A 12871-nucleotide genomic window follows, 5' to 3' on the forward strand; every position below is an offset into this window, starting at 1 on the left:
ACTATAGCAACAATGCTGAGTGTGGACCATTACCAGCCGCCAAAACGTGGCCAGTAGTCCATTTCATCATCGAAGATCACCTGATATCCCGCATGTTGCGCGGCGGTGGCACAGGCGTGGTTAGGCAATATGCGTAGTAAGGTGCCAATGGAAAAATGACTGAGGTCCAGGCCCTCGGGCAGGGCCACAATGCCGTGCTCCTGATTAACGCTGTTTACGCACAGCTCGGGTATAACGTGGCCGGCTTCATCACATACCAGACCATAACCATATTGAAGTGAGGCAATGCCGGTATCGCGAGACAGCGCCATCCAGCCGGCATCGAGGATCAGCCAGTTTTTTTCACGGTTATGGCCAATCACCCGGGTCAGCACGCTCAGTGCAATGTCTTGTGAGCGGCATACGCCCAGACCGGCCATCACCAAATCCATACTGGCGTAGACACCAGCGCGCACTTCGGTGATCTGCTCAAAGCCATCTCCGAGCATGGCTGTGGGGGTCGAGCCAACACTGATAATGGCACTGTCGATCTGTTGTGCGCTTAACCGGCTCGCCGCATCGCGGACTGCATTTTGCTCTTGCTGTGCCATAGCACGGATCTCATCCAGGCTGTTGCAGTCATACGAGCCACCGGCATGTGTCAGCAATCCTGAGAATAGCCCATTGGAGGCCAAAATTTTGCCAACAGCAATAAGTTGCGGATCTTCTGGCGCAATACCGGCACGTTTTCCGTCACAGTCTATTTCAATCAGGCAGCTAAGCTTGCAGTCATTATCCTGACAAAAAGCATGGACAAACTGCGCTTGCTCGAAACTGTCGAGCAAAATATGTAGCCTTACCCCCTGATTCTGGATATCCAGGACCTCCGGGAGTTTGTGCTCACTGATCCCCACCGCATAGGTAATGTCTGTAAATCCGGCCTGAGCGAACTGCTTGACTTCCTCAAGGGTAGACACAGTGCACGGGGCCGATGTGTCTTCCAGCATATATCTGGCTGCGTTTACCGATTTGAGGGTTTTCAGGTGTGGCCGTAACCTGACATCAAATTGTGCCAGGTGCGTATTTAGCCGCCCAATATTAGTCAGCAGCTTTTTTTTATCCAGCAGCAGGCAGGGGGTGTGTAAAGCATTAAGTGACATAAAAACTCCTTGTGTAATGGATCACTGACGTCAACCATTGGAATGTATTTAGGAACAGTTCCCGGCATGTTTTCAGATGTTCGAAACCTAATTTACCTGTAAAGGAGCATGCGGTTCGTATTGTTCATAATGGATCCATTATGGTTCCACAGCATGGCAACCAATGTATACGCTTTTATCGCTAAATCAAAGTGTTAATCGTGACTGAATCTCAGGCATGTTTAACCAAACTGTCATAATTGTGCCTTGATTATTGTCTATGATGGTCGCGTAACAGGAACACATGAAATTGGTTGGAGCGTAGCAACTATGCCTATGCAATATTACGAAGACAATGCATTACAACTGGCTAAACTTTACCAGTCTTACCGCTTTGAGCTGCTACATGCTTCATGGCTAAAATTTGTTACCCCTTTGATGGAACAAGCGGGTTTAAAGTTTTTGGACATTGGTGCCGGGGCAGGCAGAGACGCCAGATTTTTTGCCGAGCAGGCAGAGCAGGCGCAAGTGATTGCTGTAGAGCCCGTATGCTCGTTAAATCGTTTGGGGCAGGCCTATACTCGCGATATGCCGATCAGCTGGTATCAGGACGAGCTGCCTTGCCTTTACAAGGTGCAAAAGGAGCATCACGGTTTTGATGTGATTTTAGTGAGCTCGGTATTCAATTATTTGCAGTCGAGCTCGGGCCAGCAAGCCATGCTCACTTTGCGCAACCTGATGAATCCGGATGCGCTGTTGGTAGTGAAGCTGCGCCACTGTAGCGATGAAGCTGCGTTAGAGGTCCGTGGCATGGTCAATTGTACCGTAGATTATCTACTGGATATCGCGCACAAAGCGGATTTAACCTGCCTGGAGGTAACTGAACCCGAAGAAGATGCCCAGGGCAGAGCATCCGTCACCTGGCAGACACTGTTATTTAAGCCAGCTCAATAGACAAAATCTCCTGGCGGTTACTGCTTGACCAGGCCTGCTCGGCCGCTTGTTGCTGAGTAAGCCAGCGATAAGCCAGGTGCTCCCCCGGTGCAAGGCGCACCTCACATCCTTTTGGTACGCAAACACTGAACACATACTCAGTATTAACGCTGGCACCTGCTACATACCTGTGCCGCCATTGTTCTCTAATGGTGTACTGATTACACTTTTGATGGTCAGTGATACTCAGCCCCAGAGTGTGTGCATTAATGCCGGTTTCTTCAAATAATTCGCGGTATGCTGTCTGGATTGGGGATTCTCCGGGGTCAATTCCCCCAGTTACAGATTGCCAAAAATCAGGATCATCGGCGCGTTGCAAAAGCAAAAATTCGTTATGGGTATTGTAGATAACGACGAGTACGGAATGCGGTTGTCTGAGTGCCATGGTAGTCGCTGTGCTGTTTTTGCCAAATTTACCCAAAAATAAGCCGGGTTGGCAAGTTAATTGGGCCAGGCAGAAGGCAAAAAAAAGGCAGGAAATGTCCTGCCCAACCTCCAATAGCAACAAAACTGTGCCAGGAAATACCCAATAAACCAACATCCTTGTTGGTAAGCTCTACTTCTCGGGAGTTCATTTGGAATGACTCGTGTGATTAGCCATGCCCTAAGGAACGACTTCATGCTATCGCAGTGTTTTTCAAATGTAAACAAGAAAATGAGATATTTCATATAAAAATATTTATATTTTCAGTTTTTGCTCATTTTTTGCCAATAAAATGAGCAGCTTCTTTTTCCATGTCTCAAGTGGTCAAAAATGAGTGTGAGTAATTTCATTAACAAATGTGTTTTTTTTGTATGTGTTTTGGGCGGTTTTTTGACCTGCTTGTATCAATAATGGCCAGTTTGGGGAGCCGAGTTATCTGGTATATTAATTGTATCTGTACCATGCTTAACCACATTGTAATTAGGTGTTACCGACTTATGCTCACAAGCCTGTTGTTTTTTGCCACCGTCGCGTTCACTCCTGCGGAGCTATTCAAAACATTAAACCAGTTAAAGGAGCTGAATGATAAAAACCCGGCTCAGGCAGCGTTGGTGTTTCATCAGGCTCAGGGTCGATTGCCTGCAGAGCCCAGCAAAGGTTTGTTGCAAGTGTACCTGGCCGGACTTGAGTCGGGCGTCAGAGCACATGATCATGACGTGGTAACGCACATCGTAGCGCAACTCAATCAGGATAAATGGCAGGCGTACTTGCAGGGCGAACACGTTCATGTGATAGGCTCTGTGGCGATTTACCACCGCCATATGCAGGACTACGAATACGCTGAGCAATTGAATGAGTGTGCATTGAAGTATGTGGCTGATGAGAAGCAGTATGCCCGGATAGCCAACAATCTTGCGGTGGTCTATCGGTTTACTGGCAAGCATAAAAAGGCAACCGGGATCCTCAAAGAAGCCATGATGCTCTCTGATGACAGGGAAATAATCGCAAACATCAAAAACAATCTGGGCAACCTGTACTTCGACAATAACAGCTATCGCAATGCTCAGCTGATGTACATCCGGGCGTTTTTATTTCATTCAGAGACAGAGCAATTCGGTCATGCCGCCGGTACTGGCTTGAATCTGCTTAATACACAAATCCATTTGCGTGACTGGGGTGGCTTTGTGCGTTTTAAGTCTTCTGTTGCAACACAGATTAACGCCAGCGGGCAAACCGTGTTTAATGACTTTTATCAGTGGCAACTGGCTGTCTTCGACGCGGTGGTTGAAGCCAAGGCTTTGCAACCCGAGGTACAAACAAAATTAATTGCATCCATGGCGGCTTTGATTGGCTCGGAGCTGACCCCATCTGTGGATCTGTACGTACAGTTGCTCAACAACGAGGCGATCACAGCCGCCTGGTCAAAGGCCAAAGTAAGCCACCCAAAACCTGCACAGCTGACGCAAACTGGCAGGGGCCGCATCTTACTGCCGCGCTGGTGTGCTCAGAGCCGCAATCAGTTGCCTCTAGCTGACCTTAGCAAAGCGGTGCACAATGGCATCAACAAGTAGCAGCGGGCTTGCGGCAAATAAGATGATCACAAAAATTTAAATTTGATAAGTTGTAAATGTAGGGTTAATAATTAAGTTCCTGTTTTCATATCTCTGTTGATATGGAAAAGGCATACCAATATGTAAAGGAACTTAAATATGCAAACACTACAATCTTTGTTGGCCATTGGGGCGTTGAGCGTTGCAACGCTTGCCCAGGCCGCTATCCCTTATAACAACACCCGTTACGAGTTTACCCAACCCAACGGCAAGACAATCACACTCTTTTTGCAAGGTAACGACTATTACGCTGAGCAAAGAACGGCGGATGGTCGTCTGGTCATTTACGATGAGACGCTTGAAGGCATGGCATACGCGCAGGTAAGCGCAGATGGTCGGGAATTGGTGTCTACCGGACAACTGGTTGGCAGCGAAGGTACGCTGCGGGCAAGCACAGTCGGCAAGCCTCAGACCGGACTGACGGATTTGGCCAAAGCGGCGCAGGTTGAGAAAATGCGTGCACAGATGTTGGGCGACCAGGGGGGGGTACACACCTCGATGCCTAACACCCGGAGCCAGGAAGAGATCAGTGGTCAGGTAAAAGGCCTGACGATTATTATCGATTTTCCCGATGAGCGAGGCACCATTACCAAAGCACAGGTAGAGCGCTTTTTGAACGACTTAAATTACAACGAGTTTGGTAATGCGCAGTCGGTACGAGGCTATTTTCGTTCGGTATCGGACAATAAGCTCGACTATACCAACACAGTGACCCAGTATTACACGGCAAAAAAGAACAAGGCCTATTATGCTGACTCCAGCCTCAGCTCTACGGTTCGCTCTCAGGAGCTGATCAACGAAGCGCTGCAATGGCTGGAATACCAGCAAGGATTTGATTTTTCTCAGCTCACCACCAACAACAGTAAACAGATCCGGGGGCTGAATATCTTTTATGCCGGCAATTCAGACAGTGCCTGGTCTAAGGGATTGTGGCCACACATGGCAAGGCTCAGCCCGCGTTTTTGCGCCGATGGCGTATGTACCGACCGCTATCAGATCACCGATATGCGCGCCAGCCTGGCCATTGGTACTTTTGTCCACGAGTCGGGCCATTTGATCACAAACTGGCCAGATCTTTATGATTACGACGGTAGCTCCGAAGGCTCAGTGGCTAGCTTTGGCGTAATGGGTTACGGAGCCATAGGTACAACCAATCGTTACAAGCCGACACCGCCCGTTGCACACTTCAGAGCTATTGCTGGCTGGGACACAGTGACTGAGCTGAACCCGGCAATTAATGCCAATGCGCCCTCGGGGCGTTTAAGTCATACCTCGGACAGCGGCACCTCCTATAAATGGACCAATCCGGCAAACAGCAATGAAGCATTTTATATCGAAGCCATTCATAAGTCGGGTCAAAACTCTGAGCAGCTTGATCAGGGTTTAGCCATCTGGCATGTCGACAGTCGCGGCACTAACTCGAATGAATGGTATCCGTACATTCAGATGGAACACGGTGATGGTAACCGCGACCCGGAATATAAGCGTAATCGCGGCGACGGTAGCGATCTCTTTGATGTGGCGGGGGAGTTCACTCAGGCTTTGCCCAATGCACAAACCTCGCGTGGTACTAATGCACTGTGGTGGAATGGCAGTGACTCCAGGCTCAGGATCAGCGATATTTCCGATCCGGCACACACCATTTCTTTTACTCTAGACTCTGCAACACAACCCGAACCAGACACCTATACAGGTACACTAAGTGACAGGCAAAGTGCCATTGAGCCGAATGGTAGCTGGTTTCAGTACAGCGGCGGTACGATTGGTCTGACCCTGACTGGGCCCGCCAGTGCCGATTTTGACCTGAAAATAGAAAAGTGGTTAAACGGCGCCTGGCAGCAGGTTGCGATTTCTGAATCGCCATCGTCCACTGAGTCGATTAACTACAGTGCCGGGTCTGGCTATTATCGCTTTGTGGTGTATTCCTACTCCGGGGCTGGTAGCTATATATTGCGTGTGAGTAAATAATCAAACACAAAGGTCGCGACTTTGAGAGAGCGCGCAGGCATAGTCTGCGCGCGCATTTGCACAGCAAATCCCGCTATGAGCAAAAAAACACGCCAGTTTTGCTATGACTTTGAAATCTGCGACTATGATTAAAACAGCAATATTAAAATGCTGTGGGAGTGACACTCCAGGGACACATAGCACTTGAGCAAATTTACCGTTAGCAACAATAAGGTGAAATCATGTGCAACTCCTCGCTCAGAGCCCAGTCTTTGCTATTGCGGACTCTACCTCTGCTACTCTGTCCGGCGTTAGTCGTTGCCGAAACACCCAACAATGCACAAAGTAACGACCAAAGTGCCATCGAAACCATCACAGTAACGGGGTCGCGGATCAAGCGCTCTATTCAGTCAGAGAGTGCCTCGCCCATTTCCAGCACAGAACTCAGTGACTTGACCGATATTGGCGCAAACAATGTCAGAGATTTGATTGAAGTTTTGCCCTTTAATGCCGGATCGCAGAACAACTCAGATAACTTGTCGCAAAACTTTACCGCAGGCACCTCGAACGTCAACCTGCGGGGGCTGGGCGTATCGTCAACCTTAGTGTTACTGAATGGGATCCGGCAGGTCACGTCGGCAGTGGTGACCGATCAGGGGGCAAGTTTTGTTGATACCGCATCTCTGGTGCCCACCTTAGCTATCAAGCGAGTCGAAATATTAAAAGACGGTGCTTCCGCCATTTATGGTTCAGATGCCGTTGCCGGGGTGGTGAATTTTATTACCCGGGACGACTTAGAGGGGAGCGAGCTGCAATACGAATATCGTACCCGCTGGAGTGAGGGCTCCCAGGAAGATACCAAAATTGACTTCGCCCATGGTGGTTATGTGGGTGATACCGGACACATGCTGTTTGCAGTGAGTTTTCTTGAGCGTTCCAGTTTGTTGCTTGACGAAGTTGACTGGTTACAGCCCGCCACCAGTAGCTTTGGTAACCCGGGTAGTTTTGTCATTCCCTCACGTGCGGATGAAAACAACCCCAGTGGTTTAACGGTGGCAGATCCAAACTGTGTTGCTAATGGCGGGATTTTCTCCGAAGGGAGCAACGGCAATTCGTTTTGCTTGTTTGATTTTGGCCCGCAGATCACAGCAGTGCCGAACGAAGACCGGCTGCAAGCCTACGCGCGTGCAACCTGGGACTGGAGCGATACCACGCGCTTATGGGCTGAATTTGGCTACGCCAGAAACAAAATAACCCGGGAAGTGTCACCTAGTTTTCCGGTACTGAACGCCCCCAGCGTGCTGGCAAGTCACCCGGACAACCCCTATGGCGAGGACATCTTCTTTCGTGGCCGGCCTTACGGGGTAGGGAAACCTACCGAAATCAACTATTACGACCATACGACTTCGCGGTTTGCCTTTGGTGGCGATGGTGAGATTACCGAGGGCATTTACTGGCAGTTTTCTTTTGTTGCGGCTGCGAACGACGCCATACTGAACCCAAGAGACGTTATTACCGATAACTTTCAGGCCGCATTGCATGGTTTAGGGGGGATCAAGTGCAGTGGCACCACAGTGGCCGAAGCCGGGCAAGGCGAGTGCTATTACTTTAATCCCTTTGATCCGCAAGACCCGGATAATGAGCTGCTCAGGGACTTTATCATCGGCGACTATCTGGGGGATGCCGAATCGGAAATGCGGGTTTACGAGGCCGTGATCACCGGTGAGTCGTTGTTTGAAGTGGGCGGTGGTGATGTTGGCTACGCGCTCGGGTTTCAGTACCGCGATGAGTCCATTAATAATGTCTATGACTCTTTTACCCAGCAAGACAGCTTTGCCTTTCTCATTGGTAATCAGAATTTTTACGGCGAGCGCGATGTAAAAGCCGTGTTCGCTGAGGTGCTGGTGCCGCTGACACTCGATTTAGAAATAGGCGCGGCATTACGTTATGAGGATTATGGCGAGTTTGGTGGTGATACCACCAATCCTAAGGTGTCGTTTTTATGGCTGGCCAGCGAGCTGTTTTCATTTCGGGGCACTTACAGCACGTCATTCCGGGCACCGTCAGTTCATCAGTTACAGGGCGTACAGACCAACTTTGCGAACATCACAGATCCGGAAGATGGCTCAACCACGTTTGGCGGTAACCGAACCGTTGGCGATCCTAACCTGGTCCCGGAGACTTCACAGGCGGTGAATCTCGGCCTGTCTTTCTCTTTGGATGAGCTTTCTGTGGACTTGGATTACTGGGATTTTTCGTTTGAAGATGTACTGACCCGTGAAAGCCACCAGGCGGTGGTCAACGCCAACCCCAATGACCCAAGCCGGGTGATCCGCACATCAGCCGGTACCATCTCCATTGTGAATACTAAATTCATCAACGCCGAAGCCATTGACACGTCCGGGCTGGATATTAGCGCAACAACCATCTATCGCACTGATATGGGAGATTTCAGACCACAACTTAAGGCCTCATATTTGCTGAGCTACGACCTTATGGATGCATCCGGCAACACCAGCGACGGGCTGGGCAAATTTAACCGTAACACGGTCGGTAATCCGGCTCCGCGGCTACGAGGCAGCATTGGCATGAACTGGTCAGACGGCGAGCACAGTGCCAACATTTATCTTCGCCATGTTGCCAGCTATGAAAACGACGTCAGCGGCGAATCTATCAGCTCGTTCAATACCATTGACCTGCAATACAGCATCAATTTGGGCGATCTGGTGAAGGAGGACTCAGAAACCCGACTTATCGCTGGCATAGTCAATGCTACCGACGAAGATCCGCCTTATGTCAGTATTGCAGGTAGCTACGACCCCAGAACGGGCGACCCCCGTGGGCGTCGCGCTTATATTAAAGTACAGCTGAGCTTCTGATATATGACGGGCTTTATGTGGCGCGCTCATTGTGTTTGTGATTGTGCAAAAACGTTTGCTCAATCTCAGAGCAGGCTGACTGGTGAAGCGCCATGACGGTTTGGCGCGATTTGTTGCTTGGGCTGATGGTGATTTGCCTGTTGGGGGCCAGCCCGTCTGAAAAACAGGTTATCAGGCTGGTTACGCTTGAATATCCTCCTTATGAGTTTCAGGGAAAAAATGGTCCCAGCGGCATTGCGGTGGAGCTGGTACGCGAGGTATTCAGGCGCATGGAGCAGCCCTACAGCATCGATATTCTTCCCTGGGGCAGAGCGATTAGAGAAGTTGAAACCGGGCGCTACGATGGTATTTTCACCATTTATAAAACCCCGCAGAGATTGGCATTTCTGGATTACTCGGATGAGGTGCTGATAGAGCAGTCGATTGCTTTGTTCACGCTGAGAAAAAACAATATTCACTTTGACGGTCGACTTAACTCGCTGGCGCCTTATCGGGTTGGGGTTATGCATAAAGTGAGCTATGGCAAAGAAATCGACACGGCGCTAAAAAGAGGTGTGTTTGAAAACGTTGTCACGACAGATACAGGCCGACGGAGCTTTGAGTTGTTGCTTGCAGACAGAGTGGAAGTGGTAGTGATCAATCGGCTCGGTGCCCTTGAGATCATTAAGCAGCTCGGCATTGAAGACTTGGTTGCCGAGGTGCCCAGTTACCGCTATGAGATCCCCAGTTATATTGCGTTTTCTAAGGTCCGCGCACTGGATAAAACCAGGCTGGAGGTGGAGCAGGCGCTGCGGGAAATAAAAAAAGACGGCACCTACGACAAAATACTGCAAGAGTACCTTAAGCACTATAACAAGGAGCAGTCCATCTACGACACGTCGCCACAAACCGGTAAAGCGGTTGAAGAGCGCTCTTAAAGCTGCGCAACACAGAGGCTGAGTAACATGAAACTCAAAATAAAGTCCAGACTGATATTGTTGTCACTGATCCCCGTGATAATCATTTCATCTGTGGTGACCCTAATCACCTATCTGGAAGCGAAAAAACTCAATGAAGTGCAGGTTGAGTTGAGTCGCAAAGAAATGATGCGTATGAAGCGCGTGGAACTAAAAGCGTATCTGGAAATTGCCAAAACAGCCTTGACGCCCTTAATGCAGGGAGACCATCCCCAGCCAGAGGCCATTGCCTTGCTGAAGAACATCAAATTTAGCAAAACCGGCTATCTGTTTGGCTTTAAGCCCGACGGGACACGCGTCATGCAGGGGGACAGCGACCAGGGCATAGGCAAAAACTTTATTGATTTGCAGGATAAGCGGGGGAATTATCTGGTTCGGGATATCATTTCTTCGGCGCAAACGGGGGATGGCTACTCGGTTTATTACTTCCCTAAACTGGGCCAGAGTGAACCTTTACCTAAGCTGGCATACAGCATCTATTTACCCAAATGGGATCTCATAGTTGGCACCGGCTTTTATACCGATGATGTCGATGCCCTGGTTAAGTCTATGCGGGACAAAAATGAAGTACAGCTCTATGAGAGCATTGCCAATATTTTGCTGTTCACTGTGGTTGTGTCTATCGGGGTGGCCGGGCTTGGCCTGATTATTAGTAAAAGCATCACTGTGCCTTTGTCTAAATTTGAAGACACCATTCATATTTATGCCGCCAGAGACGCCGACCTAACGGTACGCATTCCGGACTTTACCGTGCCTGAGTTCGACAGCCTGAGTCGTGACTTTAATATTTTTCTTGGCCAGCTGCATGAGCTGATTAAGAAGGTGGCCAAACTCACCAACGAGGTGGTCGATGAAACCCGACAGATCTCGGGGGCCTCAGGCAATATCAATTCAATTTTACTGCGCCAGCAAACTGAAACTGAATTGATCGCCACGGCGATGACACAGCTGACGGCCTCTGCGGAAGAAATTTCCCGCAATGCCAATGAGGCCGCGACGGCCGCTAAAAATGCCGATAACAGTGCAAATGATACCCGCCACTCTGTTGATGAAGCGATGAATTCAGTGAATACGCTGGCTGAGAAGCTGGATGAGGCAAGCAGTGTGATTTTAAAACTGGAGGGGGATGTGCAAGGGATCTCCGGTTCCTTATCCATCATTCAGGAAATCGCCGAACAAACGAATCTGCTGGCTTTGAATGCGGCCATCGAAGCGGCCCGGGCAGGCGAGCAGGGCAGAGGCTTTGCGGTGGTCGCCGATGAAGTCAGGGAGCTGGCCACACGCACGCAAAAAAGTGCCTCCCAGATCCTGGGGGTGATCAAGACCTTGACTGACGGCTCAAAAGAGGCCGTACGCGCCATGGAATCGAGCAAAAGCTACAGTGCCATTACGGTTGATAAGGCAGCCTCGGCGGCCGAGTCTCTGACGCAAATTGTCCAGTTCATCAATGAAATTTTGAGTGTAAATGAGCATATTGCCGATGCGACCAAGGAGCAAAATATTGTTGATAAAGAGATCTCTGAGCGCACCGATTCTATCTCACAGCAAAGCAAGGAGTCGGTGTCGATTGGTACTGAGAACTTAAGCGTCAGTAATAATCTGAGTGAAAAGGCCGGGGAGCTGGCGGCCATTGTGAATCGTTTCAAGATTTAATTAGGAGCAAAGTGAATGCCACAGCATTGGTTGGGAAAGCGTGAGTCATGCTAAAGAAATTTCAAAACCTGGGACCTGGCGTTATTGTGACCGCAGCCTTCATCGGGCCGGGCACCATCACCGCCTGCACACTGGCAGGTGCTCAGTTCGGGTATGCGCTGTTATGGGCGCTGGTGTTTGCAACCCTGGCGACCATTATTTTACAGGAAATGTCGGCCCGGGTAGGGATTGTCACGCAGCAGGGGCTTGGTGCCGTGATCCATCAGTCATTGCAGGGTTCTGTGTGGAAATGGCCACTATTTGCTTTGATCATTGTGGCCATTTGTATTGGCAATGCGGCTTATGAGGCGGGTAATCTGGTGGGCGCCGCGCTCGGTATTGAGGCGATCACCACACCCGGAAAGTGGGTTTTTCGCGGCTCAATCATTGCGCTTACGGCCCTGGGGGCGGTGATTCTAATTCTCGGAACCTATAAGCAGATTGAGCGCATTCTGATAGCTCTGGTATCTGTCATGGCGCTGGCATTTGTCGTCACCTTTTTCCTGGTAGACCCGGATCTAACCGCCTTATTCAAGGGGATGTTGACACCTCAATTGCCCGAAGGCTCCCTGCTGACGGTCATCGCATTGATTGGCACAACCGTGGTGCCATATAACTTGTTTTTACATGCCTCAGCGGCAAAGGCACACTGGTCTGATCCGGATGATATTCCTCAGGCGCGTGCAGACACCGCAATTTCCATTGGCCTGGGCGGCCTTATCGCCATTTTGGTGACCTCTACGGCGGCGGCCAGTATCTTTACACTGGGGTTGAGTGTGAATAATGCCGTTGACATGGCCAAGGTTTTTGAGCCCTTGTTTGGTAGCTTGTCTAAGTATCTGCTGGGCATAGGTTTGTTTGCTGCGGGCCTGAGCAGTGTGATCACCGCTCCGCTGGCCACCAGTTACGTGGTGACGGAGTTATTACAGCTGGACACCGAAGTGGATGCCAGGCCGTTTCGCTTTATCAGCGTCACCATTATCGTGATTGGGGCGGTGTTATCTATGGCCAATATTAAGCCGATAGAAATTATCTTGCTGGCTCAGTTTGCCAATGGTCTGCTGTTGCCCATCATCGCCGGTTTTCTGCTCTATGTAATGAACAATACACGCATGCTGGGCAAATACTCGAATACCTTAGTGTCCAATATTTTGGGCTTTTCTGTGCTTATTTTAACCGCCATGTTGGGGATCCGCCTGATAGCTAAATCACTGGGCTGGCTTTGATGTGCTACAAAAATATCTGAAGGAGT

Annotated in this window: 9 protein-coding genes; 7 read left to right on the plus strand and 2 right to left on the minus strand. The window is 49.8% G+C overall.

The features are described 5' to 3' along the window. Nucleotides 1-29 precede the first annotated feature (29 nt). The gene (locus L1285_RS15015; RefSeq protein ID WP_235413011.1) at nucleotides 30-1139 is read right to left on the minus strand and encodes an alanine racemase; all 1110 of its coding nucleotides are present in this window, start codon (nucleotides 1137-1139) and stop codon (nucleotides 30-32) included. A 309-nt stretch (nucleotides 1140-1448) separates the two neighbouring features. Here L1285_RS15015 and L1285_RS15020 point away from each other — a divergent pair, with 309 nt between their 5' ends. Next, nucleotides 1449-2072 (plus strand): class I SAM-dependent methyltransferase, encoded by a 624-nt coding sequence (locus L1285_RS15020; protein ID WP_235413012.1) that lies wholly within the window; start codon nucleotides 1449-1451, stop codon nucleotides 2070-2072. On the opposite strand, the gene nudB is transcribed toward L1285_RS15020, so the two are convergent. Next, a complete protein-coding gene (gene nudB / locus L1285_RS15025) occupies nucleotides 2056-2496 on the minus strand; it encodes a dihydroneopterin triphosphate diphosphatase (protein WP_235413013.1) in 441 nt (146 codons plus the stop codon). The two genes, L1285_RS15020 and nudB, sit on opposite strands and share 17 nt — an antisense overlap. A gap of 536 nt (nucleotides 2497-3032) precedes the next feature. Here nudB and L1285_RS15030 point away from each other — a divergent pair. From L1285_RS15030 to L1285_RS15055, 6 genes are all read left to right on the plus strand, one after another. Continuing rightward, entirely contained in the window at nucleotides 3033-4106 is a 1074-nt protein-coding gene (locus L1285_RS15030) for a tetratricopeptide repeat protein (RefSeq protein WP_235413014.1), read from the plus strand. Between the two features lie 138 nt (nucleotides 4107-4244). Continuing rightward, nucleotides 4245-6113: a M6 family metalloprotease domain-containing protein gene (locus tag L1285_RS15035; RefSeq protein WP_235413015.1), complete on the plus strand. Its 1869-nt coding sequence runs from the start codon at nucleotides 4245-4247 to the stop codon at nucleotides 6111-6113. 221 nt (nucleotides 6114-6334) lie between these two features. Continuing rightward, on the plus strand, nucleotides 6335-8971 hold the full coding sequence (locus L1285_RS15040; protein WP_235413016.1) for a TonB-dependent receptor domain-containing protein: 2637 nt from the start codon (nucleotides 6335-6337) through the stop codon (nucleotides 8969-8971). Between the two features lie 92 nt (nucleotides 8972-9063). Further along, the gene (locus tag L1285_RS15045; RefSeq protein ID WP_235413017.1) at nucleotides 9064-9888 is read left to right on the plus strand and encodes a substrate-binding periplasmic protein; all 825 of its coding nucleotides are present in this window, start codon (nucleotides 9064-9066) and stop codon (nucleotides 9886-9888) included. A 27-nt stretch (nucleotides 9889-9915) separates the two neighbouring features. Beyond that, nucleotides 9916-11580, plus strand: a complete 1665-nt coding sequence (locus tag L1285_RS15050) for a methyl-accepting chemotaxis protein (RefSeq protein WP_235413018.1) — start codon at nucleotides 9916-9918, stop codon at nucleotides 11578-11580. Nucleotides 11581-11627: 47 nt separating this feature from the next. Next, nucleotides 11628-12845: an Nramp family divalent metal transporter gene (locus L1285_RS15055; RefSeq protein WP_235413019.1), complete on the plus strand. Its 1218-nt coding sequence runs from the start codon at nucleotides 11628-11630 to the stop codon at nucleotides 12843-12845. Nucleotides 12846-12871 lie beyond the last annotated feature (26 nt).

The organism is Pseudoalteromonas sp. DL2-H2.2, assembly GCF_021532535.1.
GTDB classification, from domain to species: Bacteria; Pseudomonadota; Gammaproteobacteria; order Enterobacterales; family Alteromonadaceae; genus Pseudoalteromonas; species Pseudoalteromonas rubra_A.

Excerpts from the sequence above, each read along its gene's own strand:
- L1285_RS15015 (WP_235413011.1), bottom strand. The coding sequence starts at position 1,139 with ATGTCACTTAATGCTTTACACACCCCCTGCCTGCTGCTGGATAAAAAA.
- L1285_RS15020 (WP_235413012.1), top strand. The coding sequence starts at position 1,449 with ATGCCTATGCAATATTACGAAGACAATGCATTACAACTGGCTAAACTT.
- nudB (WP_235413013.1), bottom strand. The coding sequence starts at position 2,496 with ATGGCACTCAGACAACCGCATTCCGTACTCGTCGTTATCTACAATACC.
- L1285_RS15030 (WP_235413014.1), top strand. The coding sequence starts at position 3,033 with ATGCTCACAAGCCTGTTGTTTTTTGCCACCGTCGCGTTCACTCCTGCG.
- L1285_RS15035 (WP_235413015.1), top strand. The coding sequence starts at position 4,245 with ATGCAAACACTACAATCTTTGTTGGCCATTGGGGCGTTGAGCGTTGCA.
- L1285_RS15040 (WP_235413016.1), top strand. The coding sequence starts at position 6,335 with ATGTGCAACTCCTCGCTCAGAGCCCAGTCTTTGCTATTGCGGACTCTA.
- L1285_RS15045 (WP_235413017.1), top strand. The coding sequence starts at position 9,064 with ATGACGGTTTGGCGCGATTTGTTGCTTGGGCTGATGGTGATTTGCCTG.
- L1285_RS15050 (WP_235413018.1), top strand. The coding sequence starts at position 9,916 with ATGAAACTCAAAATAAAGTCCAGACTGATATTGTTGTCACTGATCCCC.
- L1285_RS15055 (WP_235413019.1), top strand. The coding sequence starts at position 11,628 with ATGCTAAAGAAATTTCAAAACCTGGGACCTGGCGTTATTGTGACCGCA.